This window comes from Ensifer sp. Root31 (assembly GCF_001424825.1).
Classification (GTDB): Bacteria; Pseudomonadota; Alphaproteobacteria; order Rhizobiales; family Rhizobiaceae; genus Ensifer; species Ensifer canadensis.
Genome location: NZ_LMCO01000034.1, coordinates 112522 through 137946, shown reverse-complemented (window position 1 = coordinate 137946; position 25425 = coordinate 112522). Strand labels below are relative to the sequence as shown.

Annotated in this window: 21 protein-coding genes and 1 pseudogene; 11 read left to right on the top strand and 11 right to left on the bottom strand. The window is 62.9% G+C overall.

Going from position 1 to position 25425, the window contains the following annotated elements:
* Positions 1-4 precede the first annotated feature (4 nt).
* Positions 5-589, bottom strand: coding sequence for a winged helix DNA-binding protein (locus ASD00_RS25225; RefSeq protein WP_025429285.1), 585 nt, complete (start codon positions 587-589; stop codon positions 5-7).
* A 121-nt stretch (positions 590-710) separates the two neighbouring features.
* On the opposite strand from ASD00_RS25225, the gene ASD00_RS25220 reads away from it, so the two are divergent.
* The gene (locus tag ASD00_RS25220) at positions 711-4331 is read left to right on the top strand and encodes a hydantoinase B/oxoprolinase family protein (RefSeq protein WP_057209858.1); all 3621 of its coding nucleotides are present in this window, start codon (positions 711-713) and stop codon (positions 4329-4331) included.
* A 283-nt stretch (positions 4332-4614) separates the two neighbouring features.
* Complete coding sequence (locus ASD00_RS25215) at positions 4615-6516, top strand: methyl-accepting chemotaxis protein (RefSeq protein WP_057209855.1); 1902 nt, start codon at positions 4615-4617, stop codon at positions 6514-6516.
* A 71-nt stretch (positions 6517-6587) separates the two neighbouring features.
* Here the strand turns inward: ASD00_RS25215 and ASD00_RS25210 are convergent, their stop codons facing one another.
* The 3 genes from ASD00_RS25210 to ASD00_RS25200 form a co-directional block, all read right to left on the bottom strand.
* Entirely contained in the window at positions 6588-8132 is a 1545-nt protein-coding gene (locus ASD00_RS25210) for an aldehyde dehydrogenase family protein (RefSeq protein WP_057209853.1), read from the bottom strand.
* 18 nt (positions 8133-8150) lie between these two features.
* Positions 8151-9035, bottom strand: a complete 885-nt coding sequence (locus ASD00_RS25205; protein ID WP_057209852.1) for an NAD(P)-dependent oxidoreductase — start codon at positions 9033-9035, stop codon at positions 8151-8153.
* 243 nt (positions 9036-9278) lie between these two features.
* Positions 9279-10268 (bottom strand): zinc-dependent alcohol dehydrogenase family protein, encoded by a 990-nt coding sequence (locus tag ASD00_RS25200; protein WP_025429281.1) that lies wholly within the window; start codon positions 10266-10268, stop codon positions 9279-9281.
* Between the two features lie 104 nt (positions 10269-10372).
* Between ASD00_RS25200 and ASD00_RS25195 the strand changes: the two genes are divergently transcribed.
* Positions 10373-11272, top strand: coding sequence for a LysR family transcriptional regulator (locus ASD00_RS25195; RefSeq protein WP_025429280.1), 900 nt, complete (start codon positions 10373-10375; stop codon positions 11270-11272).
* Positions 11273-11430: 158 nt separating this feature from the next.
* Here ASD00_RS25195 and ASD00_RS25190 read toward each other — a convergent pair whose 3' ends face one another.
* The 5 genes from ASD00_RS25190 to ASD00_RS25170 form a co-directional block, all read right to left on the bottom strand.
* On the bottom strand, positions 11431-11796 hold the full coding sequence (locus tag ASD00_RS25190) for a VOC family protein (RefSeq protein WP_057209850.1): 366 nt from the start codon (positions 11794-11796) through the stop codon (positions 11431-11433).
* 107 nt (positions 11797-11903) lie between these two features.
* Positions 11904-12821, bottom strand: a complete 918-nt coding sequence (locus ASD00_RS25185; RefSeq protein ID WP_225906260.1) for a LysR family transcriptional regulator — start codon at positions 12819-12821, stop codon at positions 11904-11906.
* Between the two features lie 22 nt (positions 12822-12843).
* Positions 12844-14001 carry a M20 aminoacylase family protein gene (locus ASD00_RS25180; RefSeq protein WP_057210104.1) on the bottom strand — a complete coding sequence of 386 codons (1158 nt, stop codon included), beginning with the start codon at positions 13999-14001 and terminating at the stop codon, positions 12844-12846.
* Between the two features lie 64 nt (positions 14002-14065).
* Positions 14066-14581 (bottom strand): hypothetical protein, encoded by a 516-nt coding sequence (locus ASD00_RS25175; protein WP_057209847.1) that lies wholly within the window; start codon positions 14579-14581, stop codon positions 14066-14068.
* Between the two features lie 17 nt (positions 14582-14598).
* Positions 14599-15414, bottom strand: coding sequence for a DUF3100 domain-containing protein (locus ASD00_RS25170; RefSeq protein WP_025429275.1), 816 nt, complete (start codon positions 15412-15414; stop codon positions 14599-14601).
* A gap of 463 nt (positions 15415-15877) precedes the next feature.
* Between ASD00_RS25170 and ASD00_RS25165 the strand changes: the two genes are divergently transcribed.
* The 6 genes from ASD00_RS25165 to ASD00_RS25140 all read left to right on the top strand — a co-directional run bounded on the left by ASD00_RS25165 (position 15878) and on the right by ASD00_RS25140 (position 22762).
* On the top strand, positions 15878-16903 hold the full coding sequence (locus tag ASD00_RS25165) for an ABC transporter substrate-binding protein (RefSeq protein WP_025429274.1): 1026 nt from the start codon (positions 15878-15880) through the stop codon (positions 16901-16903).
* 67 nt (positions 16904-16970) lie between these two features.
* Positions 16971-18476 (top strand): sugar ABC transporter ATP-binding protein, encoded by a 1506-nt coding sequence (locus tag ASD00_RS25160; RefSeq protein ID WP_025429273.1) that lies wholly within the window; start codon positions 16971-16973, stop codon positions 18474-18476.
* Positions 18476-19468, top strand: coding sequence for an ABC transporter permease (locus ASD00_RS25155; RefSeq protein WP_025429272.1), 993 nt, complete (start codon positions 18476-18478; stop codon positions 19466-19468). Before ASD00_RS25160 ends, ASD00_RS25155 begins: the two co-directional genes overlap by 1 nt.
* On the top strand, positions 19465-20421 hold the full coding sequence (locus ASD00_RS25150) for an ABC transporter permease (RefSeq protein WP_025429271.1): 957 nt from the start codon (positions 19465-19467) through the stop codon (positions 20419-20421). The genes ASD00_RS25155 and ASD00_RS25150 overlap by 4 nt, the downstream gene beginning before the upstream one ends.
* Complete coding sequence (locus ASD00_RS25145; RefSeq protein ID WP_025429270.1) at positions 20418-21443, top strand: LacI family DNA-binding transcriptional regulator; 1026 nt, start codon at positions 20418-20420, stop codon at positions 21441-21443. Before ASD00_RS25150 ends, ASD00_RS25145 begins: the two co-directional genes overlap by 4 nt.
* A gap of 74 nt (positions 21444-21517) precedes the next feature.
* On the top strand, positions 21518-22762 hold the full coding sequence (locus ASD00_RS25140) for a Gfo/Idh/MocA family oxidoreductase (protein WP_057209846.1): 1245 nt from the start codon (positions 21518-21520) through the stop codon (positions 22760-22762).
* Positions 22763-22844: 82 nt separating this feature from the next.
* Here the strand turns inward: ASD00_RS25140 and ASD00_RS25135 are convergent, their stop codons facing one another.
* Positions 22845-23315 (bottom strand): pyridoxamine 5'-phosphate oxidase family protein, encoded by a 471-nt coding sequence (locus ASD00_RS25135; protein WP_057209844.1) that lies wholly within the window; start codon positions 23313-23315, stop codon positions 22845-22847.
* A 252-nt stretch (positions 23316-23567) separates the two neighbouring features.
* On the opposite strand from ASD00_RS25135, the pseudogene ASD00_RS25130 reads away from it, so the two are divergent.
* Positions 23568-24614 (top strand): annotated as a pseudogene (locus ASD00_RS25130) (SLC13 family permease).
* Entirely contained in the window at positions 24611-24823 is a 213-nt protein-coding gene (locus ASD00_RS25120) for a hypothetical protein (RefSeq protein ID WP_057209838.1), read from the top strand. Before ASD00_RS25130 ends, ASD00_RS25120 begins: the two are co-directional and overlap by 4 nt.
* A 3-nt stretch (positions 24824-24826) precedes the next feature.
* Here the strand turns inward: ASD00_RS25120 and ASD00_RS25115 are convergent, their stop codons facing one another.
* The gene (locus ASD00_RS25115) at positions 24827-25321 is read right to left on the bottom strand and encodes an Lrp/AsnC family transcriptional regulator (protein WP_057210102.1); all 495 of its coding nucleotides are present in this window, start codon (positions 25319-25321) and stop codon (positions 24827-24829) included.
* Positions 25322-25425 lie beyond the last annotated feature (104 nt).

Genomic DNA, 25425 nt, shown 5'->3' with positions numbered 1-25425 from the left:
CTTGTCACAATGTGGTCGCGGCACGCGCGGACTGTTCATAGGCCCCCGACATGAAGCGCAGCACAGCGGCGATTTCCGAGAGTGTCTCCTCGGAAGGGCGGGCATTGGCCGTCGAGGTCACGAGCAGGCGCTCGCGGATTTGCGCATAACGGGTGCAGGCTTCCGCGCCCTTGTCGGTGATCTGGATGGTCTTTTCCTTGCCCGCCTTGCCTGTGGTGACAAGGCCGGCCGCCTCGAGCTTGCGGATGGCATAGGTCGCCACATGCGTGTCTTCGATGTCGAGCACGAGGCAGATATCGGCGAGCTTCTTGCCGCGGTCGCGGTGGCGGATCGTATGCAGGATGAGAATTTCTGTGGAGGAAAGGCCGGGCACACCGGCGGCAGCCATGCAGCGCACCATCCAGCGATGAAACGCGTGAGAAGCGAGAATCAGACCGTACTCGACTTCCGAGAGCCCTGGGGACCCGCCTTCGGCCAGATGTGCGGAGGAGACGATCGGTCCGATCGCGGACACGGGCTTCATGTGGTCGGGCAAAGCGTCTTGCGCCCATTCCCTCCCTTCAAAGCTCTCCTCAGACTTCTTCGTCATTCAGCACTTCCTCATCTTGACGATTTTATGTCATCATTTTATCGACATTTTGTCAACGAACTGCTTTGATGAATTTCGGAGCCGACCCGAGCTGGCGGCAGACGAGTGAGAGGGATGGACGATGAGCGCACGCGAAACCGGCAGCTGGGACTTCTGGATCGACCGTGGCGGCACCTTCACCGACGTGATCGGCAGGGACCCGCAAGGCGTTCTGCATGCGCGCAAGGTGCTGTCGGAGAATCCGGAAGCCTATCGTGATGCCGCCGTGCACGGCATCCGCCTGCATCTTGGCCTGCCGACCGGCACGCCGATCCCGACCGGGCTCATCAGCGAAGTGCGTATGGGCACGACGGTCGCGACCAATGCGCTGCTTGAGCGCAAGGGCGAACCGCTCGCACTGGTGACGACGCGCGGTTTCCGTGACGCGCTCAGGATCGGTTACCAGGAGCGCAAGAACATCTTCGCCACCGAAATCATCAAGCCGGAAGCGCTCTACAAGGATATTGTGGAGCTCGGCGAACGGGTGCTGGCCGACGGCACGGTCGAGCAGGCACTGGATGAGGCCGAGGCGCGCCAGGCGCTGACGGCGCTTCGCGACCAGGGTTACAACACCGTCGCGATCGTCTTCATGCACGCCTATAAATATCCGGAGCACGAGGCGCTGGTCGCCCGGCTTGCCCGCGAAATGGGCTTCGAGCAGGTGTCGGTCAGCCACGAAGTCTCGCCGCTGATCAAATATGTCGGTCGCGGCGATACCACCGTCATCGACGCCTATCTCTCGCCGGTGCTGCGCCGCTATGTGGCGCAGGTGTCGAGCGAACTCGACGTCGAGCGCTCCGGCGCGCGGGTCATGTTCATGATGTCGTCGGGTGGCCTGACGGCCGCCGACATGTTCCAGGGCAAGGATGCGATCCTCTCTGGTCCGGCTGGCGGTGTCGTCGGCTTGGCCAAAACCGGTGAAGCGGCCGGTTTCGACCGCGTCATCGGCTTCGACATGGGCGGCACCTCTACCGACGTTGCCCATTTCGACGGCGAATACGAGCGCGCCTTCGAAACCGAAGTCGCCGGCGTGCGCGTGCGCGCGCCGATGATGCTGATCCACACGGTTGCCGCCGGCGGCGGTTCGATCCTGCATTTCGACGGCGAGCGCTTCCGCGTCGGACCGGATTCCGCCGGCGCCAATCCGGGCCCTGCCTGCTATCGCAACGGCGGCCCGCTTGCGGTCACCGATGCCAATGTGATGCTCGGCAAGCTGATGCCGGAATTCTTCCCGGCGCTGTTCGGGCCGGAGCAGAACGAGCGGCTCGATGTCGAGACGGTGCGTCAGCGTTTCGCGGCGATGGCAGCCGAAATCGGCGATGGCCGGGCGCCTGAGGATGTTGCCGACGGTTTCATCCGCATTGCGGTCGCCAACATGGTCGAGGCGATCAAGAAGATCTCGGTCCAGCGCGGCTATGACGTGACGCGTTACGCGCTCAGCTGCTTCGGCGGCGCCGGTGGCCAGCATGCCTGCCTTGTCGCCGATCAGCTGGGGATGAAGAGCATTCTGGTGCATCCTATGTCCGGCCTGCTGTCGGCCTATGGCATGGGGCTCGCCGATATCCGCGCCACCCGTCAGAAGGCGCTCGGCGTTGCGCTCGACGACAAGGCGCCTTCGGCGCTTGCCGAGCTTGGGTCCGACCTGCAGGTCGAATGCCTCGGCGAACTCGAAGCACAGGGCATCGGCCGCAACGAGATCCGCACCCATCTTCGCGCCCATATCCGCTATGCCGGCACCGACACGGTCCTGGCTGTCGATGCGACCTTCCCCGGGCATGACGATATCGCCCGCCTACGCGCCGAATTCGAGACCTTGCACAAGCGCCGCTTCGGCTTCGTCGCCGACAACAAGGCGCTGGTGATCGACGCTGTCGAGGTCGAAACCGTCGGCGGCGGCGCTGCCCAGATGGAAGGTGAAGGCCTGGCGACGACGGCAGGCGCGCCCGCGCTTAGCCGCAGCACCCGCTTCTATTCCCAGGGCCAGTTCCACGATGCGCCGGTGGCGCTTCGCTCCGAGATCAAGCCGGGCCAACGCCTTGACGGTCCGGCGATCATCATCGAGCCGAACCAGACCGTTATCGTCGAGGACGGCTGGCAAGGGGAACTGACTGCCAAGGACCATATCGTGCTTCGCCGCGTCAAGGCGCTGCCGGCGCGCAGCGCGATCGGCACCAAGGCCGATCCGGTCATGCTCGAGATTTTCAACAATCTCTTCATGTCGATCGCCGAGCAGATGGGCGTGACTCTGCAGAACACCGCCTACTCCGTGAACATCAAGGAGCGTCTCGATTTCTCCTGCGCGGTCTTCGACAACAGGGGCAATCTCGTTGCCAATGCGCCGCACATGCCGGTGCATCTGGGCTCGATGGATGCCTCGGTCGCAACTGCGATCCGCGAGAACCCGGTTATTCACCCCGGCGACGTCTTCCTGATCAATGCGCCCTACAACGGTGGCACGCATCTGCCCGACCTGACCGTCTGCACGCCCGTGTTCGATGACCAGGGTAGGGAGATCCGTTTCTGGGTTGCAAGCCGCGGCCATCATGCCGATATCGGCGGTATCTCGCCCGGCTCGATGTCGCCGCTGGCGACCAACATCGAGGAGGAAGGCGTCTATATCGACAACTTCAAGCTCATCGATGCCGGCCGCTTCTGCGAGGCCGAACTTGAGGCGTTGCTCAATGGCGCGCGCTATCCGGTTCGCAACATCGTGCAGAACGTCAACGACCTGAAGGCGCAGGTTGCCGCCAACGAAAAGGGCGTGGCGGAACTCAAGAAGATGATCGCGCAGTTCGGCGAGGATGTCGTTGAGGCCTATATGGGCCACGTCCAGGACAATGCCGCCGAAAGCGTGCGCCGCGTCCTCGACCAACTGCCTAACGGCGAATTCTCCTACGAGATGGATCAGGGCTGCAAGATCGTGGTGAAGATCACCGTCGATCGTGACAAGCGCGAGGCCACGGTCGACTTCACCGGCACGTCGGAACAGCGTTCGGACAATTTCAATGCGCCCGCTCCGGTCACTCGGGCGGCGGTGCTTTATGTCTTCCGCGTTCTCGTCGAGGCCGATATCCCGATGAACGCCGGTTGCCTCAGGCCGATCCACATCGTCATCCCGGAAGGCACGATGCTGACCCCGCGTTATCCCGCAGCGGTCGTTGCCGGCAATGTCGAAGTCAGCCAGGCTGTCACCAACTGCCTCTTCGGTGCCGTCGAAAGCCAGGCAGGCGCTCAAGGCACGATGAACAATCTGACCTTCGGCAACGCGCACTACCAGTATTACGAGACGATCTGCTCGGGCGCGTCGGCGGGGCCGGGTTACAATGGCGCCGATGCGGTCCACACCCATATGACCAATTCGCGACTGACCGATCCGGAAATTCTTGAGACCCGCTTCCCGGTGGTGCTGGAGGACTTCCACATCCGCCGCGGCTCCGGCGGCAAGGGTAAGTGGTCGGCCGGCGACGGCACGAAGCGCACCATTCGTGCCCGGGAAAAGCTCGATTTCGCGATCCTTTCCGGTCACCGCCGTGTTGCGCCCTTCGGTATCAAGGGCGGTGAGCCCGGCAATCTCGGCCAGAACCTCGTCCGTCGCAACGACGGGCGAACCGAGGAACTGTCGGGCTGCGCCCATACGGTTCTGGAAGCCGGCGAGGCCTTTACCGTCGTCACGCCGACGGGCGGCGGCTACGGCAAGAATTGATCTCCCAAGACTGCTGCGGTGGTCTGCGGGCGGGCGAGAAATCGCCCGCCCGCTTTGCGTTTGTGAGGCTGCCCGACGCAGGCGCCACCTGGCCGGACTGGCCCTAGTGTTGCTGTTTTAACGTTAATTTAAATTCGCAATTACTAAGTATCTCTCGGTCGGTGCGCTTGAGATCTCCGCCTCCTCCCTCGGAGCGCGCGCAACATTCCGGGTCTCCTCCCACCGGTTTGGCCGACCATGTCCTGCAAACCAGCGCGATCGCGACATCACAGGAGTCACGGCAGTGGCGTTCAAGAATTTATCGATATTGACCAAGGTCGGCCTCGTGGTCGTGGTCATGGGCATTTCGTCAACCCTGATCGCCCTTGCCGGTGCGCGCGGGCTCTCTTCACTCGGCACGACGATCGTCGAAGTCGGCGCCCGCGAAGAAGCCGCGCGCGAGGCGATGGACCTCAGGGTCGATATCATCGCCATCAGCCGCATGACCTATCAATTGGCCGCTACGCCCGGTAAGGCTTCGGAGTTCGGTGCGGAAACGGAAACCCGCGCCACCGAAATGCTCGGTCGCCTCACCAAGATCGAGGCGGTCGCCGACGATGCCGAGGACAAGCTTCTCAACGACATCCGCACGACGCTGAACAGCTATTTCGACGAGATCCGGGCGATGATTGCCGTTGCCGGATCGAATGGCGCTGACGCCGCTGCCGTCAAGGCCGCCCTCGACAAGGCGCTCGACGCCCAGAAGACGGTGACCTCCACCGTCAAGGCCTACAGCACCTATTCCGGCGACGCTCTTGCTGCTGCTCGCGCCGAGGCGCTCGAATCTTCCGCCGTCGCGATGACGATCCTCTTGGCTGCAGCCGGCGCCTGCATCGTCTTCGGCGTGGCCGTCAGCCTGCTCGTCGCGCGCCGCGGCATCGTGGTTCCGGTGCAAACGCTGACGTCGATCATGAGCGAACTTGCCGACGGCAAGCTTGATGGCGATGGAGCCGACCCTTCACGCCGCGACGAGATCGGCGAGATGGGCCGTGCCGTCGAAGTCTTCCGCAAGAACGCCATCAGCATGCGCGACATGAAGGCCCAGGAGGCGGCGCTGCATGCACGCAGCAGCGATCTCCAGTCCAACATCAGCATCGTGGTTGCCGCGGCCGTTGCCGGCGATTTCACCGGTCGCATCACCAAGGACTACGATAACGAGGACCTCAACCGCTTTGCCGCCAGCGTCAACGAGCTGGTATCGAGCGTCGATTTGACGGTCAACGAGGTCCGCCGCGTCGTGGCAGCACTCGCAGACGCCGACCTGACGCAATCCATGCGCGGTGAATTCCACGGCGCGTTCGCCGAGCTTCAGACCAACGTCAACGCCACGATGGTGACCCTGCGCTCGACGATGCAGAACGTCCGTACTGCGGCGGGCACGATCAACGACAATTCGGTGGAGTTGAGCTCGGCGGCTAACGATTTGTCGAAGCGTACCGAGCAACAGGCGGCAGCACTCGAAGAGACAGCGGCGGCCCTCGACGAAATCACCTCGACGGTCCGGACCGCGTCTGCGCGGGCCAATGAGGCGCACGAGATGGTGCGCGCCACCAAGGACAGTGCCGGACGATCGGGTGCGATCGTGCGCAGCGCAATCGACGCCATGGGCCGCATCGAGGATTCGTCGAACCGGATCAACCAGATCATCTCGGTGATCGACGAGATCGCCTTCCAGACCAATCTACTGGCGCTCAACGCTGGCGTCGAGGCCGCCCGTGCCGGCGAGGCCGGACGCGGCTTTGCCGTCGTCGCCCAGGAAGTCCGCGAGTTGGCGCAGCGTTCGGCGAACGCCGCCAAGGAGATCAAGACGCTGATCCACAGCTCCGCAAGCGAGGTCGAAAACGGCGTGTCGCTGGTGCGCTCGACCGGCGAGGCGCTGTTGGAGATCGAGACCCTGGTCAACAATGTCAGCGGCCACGTCAATACGATCGCGACCGCCGCACGCGAACAGGCAACCGCACTGCAGGAGATCAATACCTCGGTCAACCACATGGACCAGATGACCCAGCAGAATGCGGCAATGGTTGAAGAAACGACGGCTGCGAGCGGAACGCTCGCCGAAGAAAGCCGCCAGCTCCGCACGATGCTGGCGAAGTTCAAGCTGGAAGGTGTTGCAACGCGCGAAAGCTGGAGCCGCGCCGCCTGACGAAACGGCCCCGAGCAAGAGAGAAGGGTCGGCGTCGCCGGCCTTTCTGTCATTTCATTCGCTCGACTGCCCTACGCCTCCGGGGCATAGCCGAAGACGACGGCAGGATTTTCCGCGGTTTCGACCCAGACGCTCTTTGTCTGGGTGTAGGCGAGCAGCGCGTCGCGGCCGCTGGAGCGGCCGTATCCGGAGCGGCCGAAGCCGCCGAAGGGCGACATCACGCTGATCGTCTTGTAGCCATTGATCCAGAACGTGCCGGCGCGCACGCGCGCAGCCATGCGGTGGGCTCGCCCGACGTCCCGTGTCCACACAGCGCCCGCGAGACCGTAAGGGTTGTTGTTGGCAAGCGCCACCGCTTCTTCCTCGTCGTCAAAGACCGTGACGCCGACGACCGGGCCGAAGACTTCCTCGCGCGCGATGGTCATGTCGGGCTTGACGTTGTCGAGGATGGTCGGGGCAAAGAAGAAGCCGCCGGAGGACGAAAGCGCTGCGGGCTTGGCGCCGCCGGTTGCAAGCGTTGCGCCTTCGGCAACACCCTGGCGCACCATCTCGTCGATCTTTGCCCATTGGCGGGCATTGTTGATCGGGCCAATCTGGGTGGCGTCGAGATAGGGATCTCCGACCGGGATGCGTTCGGCGGCGCGGGCATAACGCTCGACGAATTGCTGATGCACCGAGCGGTGGATCAACAGACGGGAACCGGCAACGCAGCTCTGGCCGGCGCCCGAGAAGATGGCCGACTGCGCGCCGACGATCGCCCGGCCGACATCCGCATCGGCAAAGACGATGTTGCCGGACTTGCCGCCGAGTTCGAGAATGCAGGGCACGACGTTCTTCGCAGCTGCTGCCGCAATCGCAGATCCGGCCTGGGCCGAGCCGACGAAGACGACGAGCGCTGTCTGCTGATGGGCAACCATCGCGGCGCCTGCGGTCACGCCCTGGCCGGCGATGACGTTGACGAGTCCGCGCGGTGCGCCGCCCGCCTCGCAAAGTGCTCCGAGGACAAGCGTGCTGAGCGGCGTCAGCTCCGACGGTTTGATCACGACGCCGTTGCCGGCGCAGATCGCCGGTGCGATCTGCCAGCCGCCGGTAAAGAGCGGCGCGTTCCAGGGCGTGATCTGGGCAACGACGCCGACCGGTTCGTGCCTGATGTAGTTCAGGTGTGAGGTCGGGACCGGAATGACCTCGCCGTGCAGCTTGTCGCACCAGCCGGCATAATATTCGAACATCTCGGCGACCCGCAGCGCTTCGCCGCGGATATCGCGGATCGGCCGGCCAGCGGAACGGCTTTCGAGCTCGGCCAGTTCCGGTGCGCGCTCACGGATCTTGCGGGCGATCTCGTTCATCACCCGGCCGCGGGCGGATGCCGTCATGGCCATCCACTCGCGCTGCGCCCGCGTCGCCGCTTCCATGCCCGCATCGATGACGTCGTTGCCGGCGTCCTTGAACGTGGCGAAAACCTCGCCGGTCGCCGGGTCGGTCAGGTTCTGCTCAGGCCCGGAGCCTGCCACCAGCACGCCGTCGACATAGCTTCCGATCTCGCTGCCGGGCAGGAAGCCATGAAACAGCGCGCGGATGCGCTCGGCCTTGGCGGCCGGCATGGTCATGTCGTTCATTGTCTTCCCCTTGTCGTCTCAGTTGTCGTTGGCCGTGGCGCGAAAGGCGCCCATGCGGGTGAAGTCGTCGGCATTGTCGAGCGGGCTTTCGGCCCAGAGCCGAGCGACTGCCGCCGAAAGCGGCAGTGCGGCGCCGGTGCGGGCGGCAAGCTCACTTGCAAGCCGCACGTCCTTGCGCATCAGGCCCATGGTGAAGCCGCTGTCGAAGCGGTCGTTCATCACCCAGGTCGGGAAATGCACTTCGCTGATCATCGATTTGCCCGAGGCGGCGTTCAGCACCTTGAGCGCCTGTTCGGGCTCTAGCCCTGCCGAAAGCGCCAGCTTCAGGCCCTCGCCCGTCGTCACCATATGGGCGGCTGCAAGCAAGTTGTTGACGAGCTTGGCGACATTGCCGGCACCGCTTGGGCCCACATGCAGGGCCTTGGCCGCCATCGCATCGATCACCATTTTCGCGCGGGTAACATCGGCGTCACTGCCGCCGATCATCATCGTCAGCATGCCGCTTGCAGCACCCGCCGGCCCGCCCGAGACGGGCGCATCGAGGAAACCGTGGCCAAGTGCGTTGAGACCGGCGGCGAGATCGCGCGAAACGTCGGGTTCCGACGTGGACGTGTCGATGATGACGACACGGTCGTCGGCAGCCTTCAGGGCGTCAAGATTGGCCTCGACGACGGCTGCGACGTCCTTGGCGGTCGGCAGCGAGAAAACGATGAAATCGGTATCGACGAAGACGTCGGCAAGCGTTTCGCAAGGCGCCACACCGCCTTCGTCCGCCAGCTTGCGTCTGCCGTCGGAAAGGTCGAAGCCCTTCACCGCAAAGCCGTTGCTGGCGAGCGTGGTCGCCATGCCGAGCCCCATGGCTCCAAGCCCGACCACGCCTATCGCTCTCTCTTTCGTCGTCATATCCGGTGTCACCCTCAGCGTTTGTTTTGGTGCTGAGAAGGTGGCACGGGGTATCCGGGGCGGGTAGACGGCGGGGCCGGTACACTGCGTTGCTGGCGCCGCAACGTCGGTGGTTCAGCGGATGCCGGCCCGAGGCATCGAGCGTTTCCGGTTTTGGCGGAGTGGCAGAAACGCCCGATCCCTTTGCTTTAGGCATTCCCGACGGAAAACCGCTTGGCTCTTTTCCTGGAAATGCTCCAATCGTCAGATTGTCACGACGATCTTGCCGAACTGTTCGTTCGTCTCGAGATAGCGATGCGCCTCGACGATCTGCTCGAACGGAAAGGTCCTGGCGATGACCGGTTGCAACGAACCTGAGGTCAGCCCGTCGAGGATGAAGGCCTTGGCCGCCTCCAGCCGCTGGGGATTACCGATGATCTCGTGGACGAGGTAACCACGCAACGTCAGCGTCTTGCTGAGGACGGCAAACAGCGGAAAAGGCGTGGGCTCAGGGCTGAGGCCGCCATATTCGATCAGGATGCCGCCATGTGACATCGCCGCCGTCAGCGGTTCGAATATCGGCCCGCCGATCGGGTCGAATACCACGTGGATGCCCTGCGGACCGGCAATCTCCTTCAGTCGGGCTTCCAGGTCTTCCTCCGCTGAGGCGATCACATGGGCTGCGCCGAAATCGAACAAGGCCTGCTTCTTGGCAGAGGTTCGCGTGACGGCAATTGCGGTTGCGCCGACCAGGTTGGCGATCTGGATGGCCGCCAATCCGACACTGCTCGAGGCGGCGGTGATCACGACCAAATCTTGCCTGCCGAGCTTGGCGATGTCGATCAGGGCGCCATAGGCCGTGAGATATTGCATCCAGACGGCTGCTGCCGCTTCCCAGTTGAGCGACGGCGGATGCTTGACCACCTGCGCGGCAGGGACGGTGACCAGCTCACCATAGGCGGGCCAGCGGACCATCGATATCGGCGGAATGATGCTGACGGCGTCGCCTGGCGCGAAACCGTCGACCCCGCCGCCAATCGTTTCGATCACCCCCGCAGCCTCGAGGCCAAGACCGGACGGCAATGTCGGCGTCTCGATGTACCGGCCCGAGCGCAGCAGCGCCTCGGCGCGATTGAGGCCAAGGGCCTTGACGCGAATCTGGACCTCGCCGGTACCGGGTCCGGCAACATCGTGATCCTCAATGCGCAGAACCTCCGGACCACCATGCTCATGAAAACGAACGACGCGTGCCATCAGCCATAAACTCCGTAATGATTGAACTGAATAAGCTATGCGCGTCGGCTGGAATTCGATAAATGTCGGATTTGGCAGAGCAGTAGAAACCAGGAGTTTCGAATATGGATCGCCTTACGAGCATGGCGGTGTTCGTCAAAGCCGTGGATCTCGGCTCGTTTGCGGCCGCCTCGGAAGCGCTCGACCTTTCCGGGCCGATGGTCGGCAAGCATGTTCGGTTTCTCGAAGAGCGGCTCGGCGTGCGTCTGATCAACCGCACGACGCGTCGACAGAGCCTGACCGAATTCGGTCGCGCCTATTATGACCGCTGCCGTGTCATCCTTGCGGAGGCCGAAGCGGCAGACGCACTTGCGGCCGATCAGCTTTCCGAGCCGCGCGGTCGGTTGCGCGTCACCATGCCGGCGCTGCTCGGCCGGCGGTGCGTCGCGCCCATTCTGATGGAGTTTGCCCGGAAATACCCAAGGCTCGAGCTTGAGCTCTCCTTCGGCGATCGCATCGTCGATCTCGCCGAGGATGGTTACGACCTTGCCATCCGCACCGGCACTCTGGAGGACAGGTCCGGGCTGATCGCCCGTCGGCTTGCCAGCCACAGCATGGTTGTGTGCGCATCGCCGTCCTATGTCGAGCGCCATGGCACCCCGAGACAGATCGACGATCTGGGCGGCCATCATGCGGTGACATATAATAGACCTGGATGGGTGCATCCCTGGCTTTTCCCGCGCGACGGGCAGCAGGTTTTGGAAGTGACGCCCGCCAATCGCTTGCGGCTGGACGATCTCGAGGCCATCGCCGATGCTGCGGCTGCCGGAATGGGGCTGGCCTGGTTGCCGTCGTGGCTCGTTCGCCACCGCATCAAGTCCGGCGTCCTTGTCGAAGTGTTGCAAGGCGAGCCGGGATATGTGTTCGACAACTATGCCCTTTGGTTGCGCACGCCGCACTTGCCGCTGAAAGTCCGTCTTGCGGTCGATGCGCTGGTGGCCGCTTTGCCCACGGCGATGATCTAAGCCGTGAACCCATAAACCGGACGACTGAGATGGGCGTGGATCCCGCCCGTCCGTTTGGTCAAAGACGGGAACCTGACGTCGGTGGCGGAACGCGCCATGACCATGAGCAGACGACGTATCGAAGGCAACCGCCCGCCGCCATCAGCTTTACGTCAGGTTCAGTCCTTCTTGAACTCGAATAGCTCGATGACGTTGCCCGACGGATCTTCGAGTAGGATGGCGCGGCCGGCACCGCCGTCGCTGATTTCACCGCGGAATCTTGCATCAGTGCGGCGCAACCGCTCAATGAGGACATCGACCTCGTTTGTAATGATCATAAATCGGTTCCACCCGCCCGGCTTCGGATCACCGCCGGCCTGACCACCGCTCCCGGCACCTGGGGCGCTGAGATACAGCGTCAGGTCGTCGCGCAGCAGCGCGGCGAACTTGCCCGGGTTGTGCTTGTCGATCTTGAATTCGAGATTGTCTCGATAAAACGCGACCGCCTCGTCGACGTCCGCGACGATGTATCGGACGGATGCCATTCAACCTTCTCCTCTGTCCTGGAGCTACAACGGTCAACTCGCGTAAAGGTTTCCTGTCGGTGGAACTGAGTGCAGAACGGGCCGTCCGGATGCCGGTTCGGTAAGCCTCAGGCTTTGAAGGACTGCATTTCCTGCGCGAGATGCTGGCCGAGTTTTTCTACCGAGAGCGGCAGGCGGCGATGCGCACGCACCATCAGGTGAGCGCTCGCCTCGCGCAGCAGCGGATCTTCAAGGTCGACCGCCTGCATGACGCCGCGGTCGATTTCGCCGGAGACGGCGGTCCTCGGCAGGAAGGTGACGCCGAGACCGGAGGCGACGAAACGGCGCAACACTTCGATCGAATGGGTTTCGAGCAACGGCGCCAGTGCCATGCCGGCGTCGGCGGCGACGCGGGCAACGATCTGGGTGACGCCGTTGCCTTTGCCGAGCATGGCGCAGGGCGAGGTCAGACAGTCCGCCAGTTTCAGACCGGTGCGGCTGGCGAGGGCATGCCCGATCGGAGCAATGACGCAAAGCGGCTGGCGGGCGATTGCCAGCGCCCGGATGCGCGGGTCCGTCAGCGGTGTGTAGGCGATGCCGATATCCGCGTCGCTGTTGGCGATGGCATCGACCACGTCCTCGGTGCTGCCGAGTTCGACGATATAGCGGACGTATGAATGCGCCCTCGAGAATGACGACAGCCCGTGTTCGACAAGGTCCGCCATAAAACCTTCGCCGCAGCGAATGCGGATGCGCGTCTGCTGGACGCCGCGGATCTGGTCGAGCTGTTCGGCGAGCAGGCCGTTGTCTTCAAGAACACGCTTGCCGTGTTCGAGAACGAGTTCGCCGGCATCCGTCAGCACTGTGCCGCGTGCTGTTCGTTCGAACAGCGCAAGGCCGATCTCGCGTTCGGTGTCGGCGATCTGGCGGCTGACGACCGACGGCGCCAGCCCCATGTGTTCGGCCGCACCCCGGATCGATCCGATGCGGGCAACGGCCATAAAAATCTTGAGCGCTTTCGCGTCGAGCACGTCCATGGTGGTCATGTGCGACGGAAACGGTTTGAGGTCAACGACCAAGAGATGTGGCGATCAGCCTTGTCCAGAGGTCGACGCCCTGCGGAACGATCGCATCGTTGAAATCGTAGTGCGGTGAATGCAGGCCGGGGTTGGCGCCTTCGCGGCGTGCGCCGAGCCAGAGGTAACAGCCGGGGCGTTGCTCCAGCATGAAGGCGAAATCTTCCGCAGCCATGCTGGGGGCGGCATCGACGACCGAAAGGGCACTGTCCTTTGCTGCGACCGAGCGCACGAAGGCGGCCGATGCAGCATCGTTGATCGTGGCGGGATAGCGGTACTGATAGTCGAGATCGGCGCTGCAGCCGAGGCCCTCGGCGATGGCCGCCGTCAGCGTCCGCATGCGCTTTTCGAGGATTTCTCCGACTTCTTTCGCAAACCAGCGTGTCGTGCCGCGGATGACAGCTTCCTGCGGGATGACATTCCAGGCATCGCCGCCGTGGATCTGGGTCACGGAGACGACGGCTGCGTCGAGCGGCGAGACGTTGCGGCTGGCAATCGTCTGCAGCGCGGAGACGATCTGGGCTGCGGCAACCAGCGGGTCGGCGCCCTCATGCGGCATCGCCCCGTGGGCGCCTCTGCCGGTGATGCGGATTTCGAACACGCCGAAGGCGGCCATCATCGCGTCGTCGCGGGCAACGCAGGTGCCGACGTTAAGCGCCGGCCAATTGTGCAGGGCATAGACTGCGTCAGCCGGAAAATCACGGAAGAGGCCGTCGGCGACCATGGCGCGGGCGCCACCTTCCGCTTCTTCCGCCGGCTGGAAAATGAAGTGTACGGTACCGTCGAAATCCATCTCGGAGGCTTGTCGCGCCGCGGCGAGCAGCATCGAGACGTGACCGTCATGGCCGCAGGCATGCATCTTGCCGGATGTTTTCGACGCGTAGGCAACGCCGCTGGCCTCGACGATCGGCAGCGCGTCCATGTCGGCGCGGATGGCGATGGCGCGGGTCGAAGTGCCGCGTGACAGCGTGCCGACAAGGCCGGTGCCGGCATAGCCGGTTTTGGTCGCGATGCCCCATTCGGCAAGCTTGCCGGCAATGAAGGCGGAGGTTTCCCGTTCCTCGAAGGCGAGTTCCGGGTGGGCGTGCAGGTGATGGCGCCAGGCGATCGTTTCCGCGATACGGTCGGGGCTGATGTCGTGGCGGCTCATCTCGTTCATCCTGTCTCTGCACATTGGAAACCGGCCGCAAACGCGGCCGGCCTGCTGTTCTATCCTACTGGCCCAATCTCAGGAACAGGTCGGCAACGACGACGGAGCCCATATAGGTTCCGATCATCACGCAGATCGCCACGATGACGATCTTCCAGCCCGAACGACGGGCGATGGCGAATTCGCTCGCTGTCAGCGCCAGGCCGCCATAGGCAAGCGCCGGCGTGGCGAGCGCCAGGAAGTTCAGGTGCTCGACCTGTTCGCTGACCCAGGCAGCCCCCGGGACGCCGGGAATGGTGATCAGGATCGCGATCAGCGATACCCAGGCGACACCAGGCAGGTAAAAGGGTACGAAGCGGGCAAACCCGAGGCCGATGATGCAGGCGACATAGAGCACCGCCATGCCCGGCAGGGCGATGAGCGGCGACGTGCCCGTTCCGACCCAGTTGGCGATCAGGCCGATGGCGCAGGCGATCAGCAGCAGCCCGGAGTGTTTGACGACATCGATCTTGCGCTCATCTTCCGCATTCAGCGGCAGGTCATCAGAAAGATTGGTGGTGGTGTTGGTTTGATTGGCCATTGTTCCTGTCTCCCCGATCAGGCTGTTTTGCGGTCGGACGGGCGGGCTTTGTTGTAAAGCCATTCCGTCAGCGGCAGGGCGACGAACATGCCGACATAAAGGCCGGTCGCGTAGGTCAGGATGTTGCTGGCCGCTGCCAGCGCCAGGATGATGTCCTTCTGGTCCGGAACGACGGCGACGAGACCGCCGGTGCAGGCCGCAAGCATCGAGCCGGAGCCGACGCCGCAGGACATGGCAAGAGCGCGCACGTCGAAGATGCCGAGGCCGTGGACGAGCGGCGGCATGATCGCGAAGACGAATGTGCCGATGAGTGTGCCGGTGGCATAGACTCCCATGGCGCCGGCGCCTTCCGGCGAGTTGAGGCCGTATTTGTCGGCGATCAGCGCGATGTTGGGCTCGCGATCGATCGAATAGGTGGCGCCGACGGCTTCGCGGCCCATCTTCAATAGGAACACGGCGACCGGGAAGGCGATGAGGATCGTGCCGAGATTGCCGAGTTCCTGGAGCACGAGTGCCGGTCCGGCCTCGATGATCTTGGAGATCTGTGGTCCGACTGTTGTGCCGAACTTGGCAATGAAAGGCATGATCGCAACGGTGATCATGGCGCCGGACAGCTTGACCGCATCCTTGGAAATGAACTTGGCGCTCGCCTTGAAAATGGCGGGATTGAGCATGATGCCGAGTGCGAAGGCATAAAGGATCGGCAGGAAGATCACGGTGCCGAGGCCGATCGACAGGCGTTGAATGCCGATCAGCTCGGAGACGATGACGATTGCGAGCACAAGGATGTGCAGATAGAGCCCGCCTGCGGCGGCTCCGGGTTTTCCGGTCATGATGTTCTCCTCTGGTTGGGGACCAGTTGTTGTTCTTTGCCCAAACTTAACACTATTGGCTGAGGGCAAATGCCGGCTAGCCGGTCGGCGAGCAACGAAGTGTTGCAGTTCCAGCAACAGGTCGCTGGGTTGAAGGCGGCTTCTGCAAAACCGCTCATCGCTTCTGTCATTTCATGGTCGCGGTCCTGCTTTGGCCGAGTGCGGATGCGAATCGAGCTTTCGCCTTGCCTTGCTTTTGCATGTGCCGCCTCGATGGCCAAGGACACATACGGCCAAGTGGGGACGAGCGGCACGGAAAGCGCCAACTTTCCCCAGCAATCCGGGCGATTGGCCCGGCCAGATCACACCTTGCGCAGGTTCACGACAGAAATTCGAAAAACCCATCAAAAATCGCTGAAAACCCCCATTGAAATCGATTACATTTTCTGGCTTCATGGTTCTCGCAAGATTTTGGGAGGATCTTATGAAGAAGCTTATCGCCGTAGCACTCGGCACCGTCGCATCCATTGCCATCTCCGCCTCGCTCGCCAATGCCGAGACCTTCAAGATTGGTCTGTCCAATGGTTGGGTCGGCAGCGAGTGGCGCACGCAGATGATCGACGAGGCCAAGGCGGCCGCGGAAAAATGGAAGGAAAAGGGCGTCGACGTCGAAGTCAGCGTCCAGAGCGCCAATGTCGACGTGCCCGGGCAGATCGCCCATGTGCGCAATTTCATTGCCGAGGGCGTCAACGCCATCATCATCAACCCCAACAGCCCGACGGCCTTCGACCCGATCTTCGCGCAGGCGAAGGAAGCGGGCATTCTGGTGATCGCCACTGATGCCGAAGTCTCTTCGCCGGATGCCACCTATGTCGGCATCGACCAGACGGCATGGGGTGCGGCCGGTGCCAAGTGGCTTGCCGAAACGCTCGGTGGTAAGGGCAAGGTCGTGGCGATCAACGGCGTCGCAGGCCACCCGGCAAACGAGATGCGGGTCGCCGGCTATAAGAGCGTCTTCAAGGACTATCCGGATATCCAAGTCGTCAACGAGGTCAACGCCAACTGGGATCAGGCGCAGGGCCAACAGGCCATGCAGAACATCCTGGCGACCTATCCTGACGTCAACGGCGTCGTCGTGCAGGACGGCATGGCTGCCGGCGCCTGGAAGTCGATCATGGATGCCGGCAAGGCCAGCCAGATCGCAGCAACCGGCGAGATCCGCAAGGACTTCATCGATCTCTGGAGCAAGGATAAGCTGAACTCCGGCGCGACCGTCAATCCGCCCGGCGTCATGGCAAGCGCGCTCAATGTCGCCGTCCTCATGCTGCAGGGCAAGGAACTGAAGGAACCGGCAACGGCTGGCCAGTACAAGAACGCCATGTACCTGCCGATCCCGTTCATCGACTCCAAGAACCTGGCGGATGCCGCCAAGCAGGTCGACGGCAAGCCGGGCTACTACTCCTACACCAGCGCCCTTTCAATCGAAGACGCTGAAGCGCTCTTCAAGTAAGCGCTCAAGACCGGGCGGATCTCGTGGTCCGCCCGGCGCTTCTGACCCGATCATACGGACGATCCTCATGTCGAAACTTAAGATGAACGGCGTAAGCAAGGCTTACGGCGCCACCCTGGCTTTGCGCCGCGGCGACCTTGAGATCGCCGCCGGCGAAGTCCATGTGCTCATGGGCTCGAACGGCTCGGGCAAGAGCACATTGTGCAAGATCATTGCCGGCAGCGTGCGCCCCGATGGCGGAGAGATCCTCATCGACGGTCGGCCGGTCACGATATCAGGGCCGCAATCGGCCAGGGCGCAGGGCATCGGCATCTTCTACCAGGAGCTCAGCCTTGCCGGAAACCGCTCGGTCGAGGAGAATATCTGCCTTGCCATGCTGCCGGTCAAAGCCGGAATCTTTATCGACCGTGCCGCCCTGAAGGCGCGCGCGGCGCGCTACATCGATCTTTTCTCCGGCGTTTCCGGTGATGGTTTTGCGGCCGAGACGCTCGTCGGCAATCTGCGCGCCGATCAGCGACAGCTTGTCGAGATCATGAAGGCACTGGCAAGTGAAGCCCCGATCCTGATCTTCGACGAGCCAACCTCGGCACTCGACAGGGCACAGGTCGACCGCTTCTTCGATATCCTGCGCGGGCTAAAGCGCGACGGCCGCGGCATCATCTTCATTTCGCACCGCATGGACGAGATCACCGCGATCGGTGATCGGGTGACGATCATTCGCGACGGTGAGACGATCAAGACGCTCAATCTGAACGAGACCGATCCTGCCGCGGTCATCCGGCTGATGGTCGGCGGCGCCGGCGACATGCCGGCCTCGCAGTCCTCAGTGCCTGCCGTGGCAAGCTTTTCGGCCGGCGACGCCATGACCGTCGACAAGCTGTCGGGTGCCGGTTTCCGCAATGTCAGCTTCGAGGTCGCCAAGGGTGAGATCCTCGGTCTCGGCGGGCTTCACGGCCAGGGGCAATCGGCGGTGTTGCGGGCGATTTTCGGCGCCGGCTCCACAACTGCGGGCGAAATCCGCATCGGCGGCGATCGTCTCGATGCGAGAAGCCCGCGCGACGCCATCCGGCGCGGTTGCGCCTATGTCTCGGGTGACCGCGGTCGCGACGGCGTCATTGCCGGCAGACCGATCATCGAGAATGTGACGCCCATCCATTACCTGCGTGATCGGCTGATGATTGCACGTCCGTCAACGCTCAAGGAAAAGGCGATGCCGGCGCTTGAGGCGATGCATACGAAGTTCGCGAGTCTCCTGCATCCGATCAACTCGCTTTCCGGCGGCAACCAGCAAAAGGTGATCATCGCCCGCTGGCTGATCGATCGGCCGGATGTGCTGCTGCTGGACGACCCCACCAAGGGCATCGACCTCTCGGCCAAGGCCGATCTCTTTGCCCTCATTCGCCAACTGGCAGGCGAGGGGCTCGGCATCCTGCTCTATTCCTCGGAGGACGCCGAATTGCTCGGGAATGCCAACCGCATCCTCGTCTTCAACGGCGGGTCGGTCACGCGCGAGCTCACCGGCGAGGATCGCACCCGCTACAATCTTTACCAGGCTGCATACGAGGCCGCGTGATGACACCGACCACGACAGAAATTCGACCTTCCCGCGCGGGTGGGCTAAAACTCTGGCTCGAGCGCTATCCGTTCCTGCCGGCGCTGGTCATTGTCGTCGCGCTTCTGGCGTTGAACGGCGTGTTCTCGCCCAACAGCTTGAGCTACCGCTCGCTGACGGGGCTGCTCAGCACCTATATGGCGCTGATCATGCTGGCGATCGCCCAGACCTATGTCGTTTCCGCAGGGGATATTGACCTGTCGGCCGGTGCGACGCTGTCACTCGTCAATGTCGCCATTGTCGTTTTGATGGAAAAATGGGGTGGTGGCGCCGGCGCCGTCATCGGTGCCTTGATCTGTGGCATTCTGCTCGGGCTCGTCTGTGGGGTTATCAACGGCATCGTCGTTGCAGCGCTCAGGCTGCAGGCGATCGTCGCTACCTTTGCGACCAGTATCTTCTTCACCGGCGTTGCGCTCTATGTCATGCCAGTGGCCGGCACGCCGGCGCCGGCGCTGTTCTGGCGGACCTATGGCGGGCGGTTGCTCGGTCTTCCCTTCGTCTTCTATGTGCTTGCAGCACTCGCTGTTCTGCTCTTCCTTTTGTCGCGCACCCGCCTCGTCACCCAGCTTCTGGCCGTCGGTGACGACCAGCAGGCGGCCTACCAGACCGGTCTTCCCGTGGTCCTAGTCCGCATCAAGGGTTATGCGCTCTGCGGCCTGTTTTCGGCGCTCGCAGCGTTCTGCCTGACCGGCGACACCGCCAGCGGCGATCCGCTCGTCGGTGGCAAGATGACGCTCTATAGCGTCGCGGCCGTCGTGCTCGGGGGCAGCGCGCTTGCCGGCGGCTGGACGACCGTGGTCGGTTCTCTGCTCGGCGCGCTGACGATCGGTCTCGTCAACTCGCTCGTCTTCTTCATGGGCACGCCGTCGGAGTGGCAGAACTTCGTTCAAGGTCTCGCCATCCTCCTCGTCTTGATGGCAGGCGTGCTTGCCGGCCGGAGGGCACGCGCATGAACGCCGTTATTTCCTTCCTCAAGAAGCCGCTGGTCATCGCGCTGCTTTTGATCGTGGCACTTCTCTATCTTGGCGAAAGCCTGTCACCGGGCTTTGCCTCGGCCGACCAGATCCTGCGCCTGCTGATTGTCGCCTCGCTGCTCGGCATTGTTGCGGCCGGCCAGAACGTCGTCATTCTCGGCGGCCGCGAAGGCATCGATCTCTCGGTCGGCGGCGTCGTTTCGCTTTCGGCGATCATTGCCGGCAATGTCATGAACGGCGCCGACGGCGGCATCCTGCCGGCGATCCTTGCCTGCGTGGCGACCGGGGCTTTCTTCGGCCTCCTGAACGGGCTGGGTGTCACGCTGCTGCGTATCCCGCCGCTGGTCATGACGCTCGGCATGCTCGGCGTGCTCCAGGGCCTGCTGGTCGTCATCCGCAACGGCATTCCCTCCGGCCGCGCGGCACCCGGTCTTTCCGCCTTCGTCACCCAGCCGCTGGTGTTCGGCATTCCCGGCATCATCTGGCTCTGGATCGCCGTCGGCCTGTTTATGGCCTTCATGCTCAACCGCACCGTCTTCGGGCATCGCATTTATGCGATCGGTTCCAACGAACATGCGGCCTATATGGCCGGCGTGCCGGTCCGCCGCATGCGCATCGGCCTGTTCATGATCTCCGGCATGTTCGCGGCGATCGCAGGCCTCTGCCTGCTTGGCTATTCCGGCTCGTCCTTCGCCAATGTCGGCGAGCAATACATGCTGTCCTCGATCATCGCGGTCGTCTTTGGCGGTACGTCGCTTGCCGGCGGCAAGGGCGGATACACCGGCACCATGGCAGGCGCGCTGTTGCTGGTGATCCTCCAGGGCATCCTGACTACCGTCAACATCGATGAATCCGGCCGTCAGATGGTGTTCGGCGCGACATTGCTGCTCTTGATGCTGTTTTACGGCCGCGGAAAGGCGATGCGGACATGAGCGATCACAGGCCGAAGATCAAGGATATTGCCGAGCGTGCCGGCGTTTCCGTTGCCACCGTGTCGCGGGCGCTCAGCGATTCCGGCCTGGTGACGGCGGAAACGCGCCAGCGCATCCATGCGCTTGCCCGCGAACTCAACTACCGGCCGAACGTCAGCGCCCGCAACCTGCGCACCCGCAAGTCGATGTCGGTGCTCTTGGTCGTGCGCGACGTCGGCAACCCGTTCTATCTCGACATTCTGAAAGGCGTCGAGGCGACGGCGCGCGAGGCCGGCTACTCCGTGCTCATGGGCAACACCGAGAACGATCCGGATCGCGAGACGGAGTATTTCAACATGCTGCGCGATGGCCATGCCGACGGCATGATCCTGATGACCGGCAAGCTGCCGCCGGCAGGGCATGATGCTGGTCTCGACCTGGCGCATCTGCCCGTCGTCGTCGCGCTGGAAATGATCGACGACTCGGGGCTGCCGCATGTGCAGGTCGACAACCTTGCCGCCGCCAGGGCTGCGGTCGAGCATCTGATCTCGCTTGGTCACCGCAAGATCGCCCACATCGCCGGGCCGCTGCCCGAAGTGATGGCCATTCACCGCCGAGACGGTTATCGCGCCGCGATGCACGAGGCCGGCCTTGCGATCCCTGACGGCTACGAGGCTCGGGGCGATTACCTGCTTGAAACCGGCCAGCTCTGCTGCGGCCAATTGTTTGCCTTGGCCGAGCCGCCGACGGCGATATTCGCCGCCAACGACGAAATGGCCTATGGCGCCATTCACGAGTTGCGTCGCCTCGGCCGTGATGTGCCTGGTGATGTTTCCGTCGTCGGCTTCGACGACCTCTATCTGAGCAAGGCTTTCTATCCGCCGCTGACCACGGTCAACCAGCCGCGCGCCGACATCGGCAGAACGGCGATGTCGCTGCTGCTTCGTATGCTTTCCGGCGAGGAGGTGGCGCATGCGCCGCCCATAGTGCTGCCGACGACCCTGAGCATTCGGGCCAGCACCACCGCGCCACGTCACTCATAAGGCGAGCATGATGTCGACCGAAACCGCTTACACTTTCGGCATCATGCTCCGGCCGAAAAATCTGGGAGAAGAAAATGACACAGCTACCGAAGCACACGCTGCGCGTGGGTTTCGTCGGAACGGGCTTCATCGCCCATTTCCACCTGAAATCGATGATCGGCGTGCGCAATGTCGAAGTGACGGGCGTCTTCAGCCGCAAGGCGGAAAACCGCGAAAAATTTGCGAAGGAAGTCGAAACGCTCGGGCTCGGCTCCTGCCGCACGCATGAGAGCCTGGAAGCGCTGCTGTCAGCCGACGACGTCGACGCGATCTGGATCCTGTCGCCGAACTATACGCGCCTCGACGTGATGCGCGCCCTGCACGGGGCGATCAAGTCAGGCCGCAGCAAGGTCTTTGCGGTCGCCTGTGAGAAGCCCTTGGCGCGCACGGTGGCGGAAGCCCGCGAGATGCTGACGCTGGCCGAAGATGCCGGCCTCAATCATGGCTATCTCGAAAATCAGGTGTTCTGCACGCCGGTGTTGCGCGGCAAGGAAATCATCTGGCGTCGCGCCGCCTCCACCACCGGCAGACCCTATCTTGCGCGGGCGGCAGAGGAACATTCCGGTCCGCACGAGCCCTGGTTCTGGCAGGGCGACAAGCAGGGCGGCGGTGTTCTCTCCGACATGATGTGCCACAGCGTCGAGGTGGCGCGCTATCTCTTGACCGCGCCCGGTGCGCCGCGCAATTCACTGAAGATCAAGTCGGTCAACGGCACCGTCGCCAACCTGAAATGGACACGTCCCAACTATGCCGAACAGCTGCGCAAGCGCTTCGGCAACGATGTGGACTATCGCAACCGCCCTTCGGAGGATTTTGCGCGCGCGACGGTGACACTCGAGGATCAGGACGGCAACGAACTGATGATCGAAGCGACGACCTCCTGGGCCTATGTCGGCGCCGGCCTGCGCATCCAGCTCGAATTGCTCGGACCGGAATATGCGCTCGAATACAATTCGCTGAGCACGGGCTTGAAGATCTTCATGTCTCGCGAAGTCACGGGGTCGGAAGGCGAGGATCTGGTCGAAAAGCAGAATGCCGAGCAGGGGCTGATGCCGGTGCTCGAGGACGAGGCTGGCGTCTACGGGTATACCGACGAAAACCGCCACATGGTCGAATGCTTCCGCAAGGGCCAGAAGCCGCTCGAAACTTTCGAGGACGGTCTGGCCGTGGTCGAGATGCTGATGGGGCTTTATCGCTCCGCAGAGATCAACGCCACCTTGCAGTTCCCCGCGCCGGAACTCGAACATTACGTGCCCGTGGTCGCGCGCAAGGGCGCTTGATACGGATCGGCTGAGGCTGGCTGGCGGGGAGCACCCCCCGTCGTCTCGATGAGCCAGGCCTCCCAGCTTGGGCGTCTTCTCGTTAATGCGAGGAGATGTCCACCGGATCTTCGTCCATGGCGCGCCCGGTCATCTCGTCGATCTCGATGACAAAGAACAGATGTGGAGACGTTCCGACGACACCCTGCTCCGCCGGCTTCAAACCGCCCGGTTCCCACCAGTTGGTGCGCTTCTCCAGCAGCGACCATGCCTGCAGGCGCTCTTGATGCCCTTGCTCCGTATCCGGCAACTCCCGATACCTGCCGTAGATGACCGCGCTTTTCCAACTTCCCCTGTCAGAGAACTCGTCGATCTGGACACAGACACGAGGATTTGAGCGCATCCAGTCGACTTTCTGTCCGGGCATGGAGAAGCCGTATAGCCGGTTCGCGGCAGAGGCGTACTGGATGGGGACGATGTAGGGCTGGTCATCCCTGGCACAGGCCAGCCGACCGATATGGTGCGAGGAGATGAGGGCGATACATTCCTCACGCGACAATTCCCTGACGAACATAATTCGCTTCCTCCAACGGTGAACCGTAGCCCAAGACTGCCGGCATTTCGCGGTCCACTACATTGATATGGCGCACGGCGTGAACATTGACAGGCGCGCTGGCCGAAGTGCGCGCAACTACCTCGTCCGATCAACAAATTGAAACGGGCCGTGCTTCGGGCGGGAATAAACCGCGTGCAGCACCGTTAGGCCCTCATCGAGACATCATGACGGTCGGTTGTCGCGCGGGAGTTTTCACCGCGAGCCGGTCAGATGCCGCTGCGCCAAGTGCGGCTGTTGACCGGGTCGCTGCTGATCTTCGCGACGATCCTGATCTTTGTTGCCGCTGATGGGCTGACCATGCCGATGCGTCTGGCGCTGATGGTGTTTGCGACAACGCTTGTCTGCTGGACGATCTTCGACCTGCCTGAAACGCCGGTGGCGCTTGCCGGAGCGCTGGCTTTGGGCGCCACCGGTACCGTCAGCGAAGAGGCGATGTTTGCAGCGCTCGGCAACGATATCGTCTGGTTGATGATCGCCGCCTTCGTCATTGCCTCGGTGCTTCAGGCATCCGGGCTGGTGGAGCGTCTCACCTTCCGGCTGCTGGCACCGTTCCAGCGCGTCAGCAGCCTTTTTTGGGCTGTAACTCTGACGATCTTTGCGACCGCCTTCATCATCCCATCCACGTCAGCACGGGCGGTAATCTTCATGCCGGTCTTTCTGGGGCTGACGGCCGCCATTGGCCGGCCCGGCGTGACACGGGCGCTTGCCTTGCTTTTCCCGTCGGTGATCCTGCTTTCGGCCGCCGCCTCGCTGACCGGTGCCGGCGCCCATCTGGTGGCGGTCGATTTCATCCGTCGCAGCGGCGGCAAAGCGCCCGATTTCCTCGATTGGGCCTTGCTGGCTGCCCCGTTCGGATTGGTCACGAGCCTGATTGCCTGTGGCCTCATCCTGCGGTTCTTCCTCGGCGCCGAGGATCGTAACGCTGCTTTCTAGCCATGCACGCCGGCTGAAAGGCAGCCGCTCAATGCGCAGGAGCGGACGCTGCTGGCGGTGACGGCGCTCATCGTTCTGGCGCTTGCGACATCGGGCCTTCATGGCGTTGCCTTGCCCTTCGTTGCCTTGATCGGCGCCCTCGTCATGGCCTCGGAAAAGGTCTCGGGGTTGTCCTTTCGCAAGGCACTGAAAACAGTCGAGTGGAACCTGCTCCTGTTTCTCGCCGGCACGCTCGTCATCGGCGAGGCACTGATGAGCACCGGCACGGCGGCCTTGCGACGTTCCAGGTCGGCGGCGAGCAGATTTGCCGCGAATATGAGATGAAGCGGCCGGATCAGCCGGATTTCGTGTCGGTTGCCTGCCGAAACGCCGGACGCTGGCAGACGCAACTGGCGATCGTCACACCCGAAAGCGGTGAAGGATTTGCGCCGGCTTCGTCGCTCGAAACCGTCGATGCCTATCTGACCTCGATCGGTGCCGGCGCACCTCTGGAGGCGGAGGCGGAGAAGAAGGCGCTCGCCGGACGAAAGTAGCCTTCAGCGCGGCTTTTCCACCGGCACTGACAGACCGACCTTGACGCGGTCCATAGTCACGAAGGTTCGGAAGCGCCGGATGTTGGGATTGCCGAAGAACATGCGGCGGGTGAAGGCTTCGTAATCGCCCATCGTCGGCACGATCACGACAAGCATGAAATCCACGTCGCCCGTGACGTAATAGCATTGCTGGACTTCCGGAGCGGCCGAGAAGGCGGCCTTGGCCGCATCGAGCAGGTCGATCTGCTCGCTTTCCACCTCCACTTCGACAAGGATCGTCAGGGCCTGGTTGACCCGCGCCGGCTCGATCACCGCGACATTGCTGCGGATGACCCCAGTTTCTTCCATGCGCTTGATCCGCCGTTGCACGGCCGGCGCAGACAGGTTGACGGCCTCGCCGATCTGTCGCTGTGGCGTCGTGTTGTCCTTCTGCAGGATTGAGAGGATTGCCAGGTCGAAGCGGTCGAGCTCCGCCGATGTGCTCTTTGAAACGGCCATCATTTCCTCATTGTCATTTACAAACTTGCGTAAGGGCTCTCCATTTAGAGCGCATTTCTCTCGTTCGGTGAAATATAACTTCATCGAACGAGGAGATTGCCCAC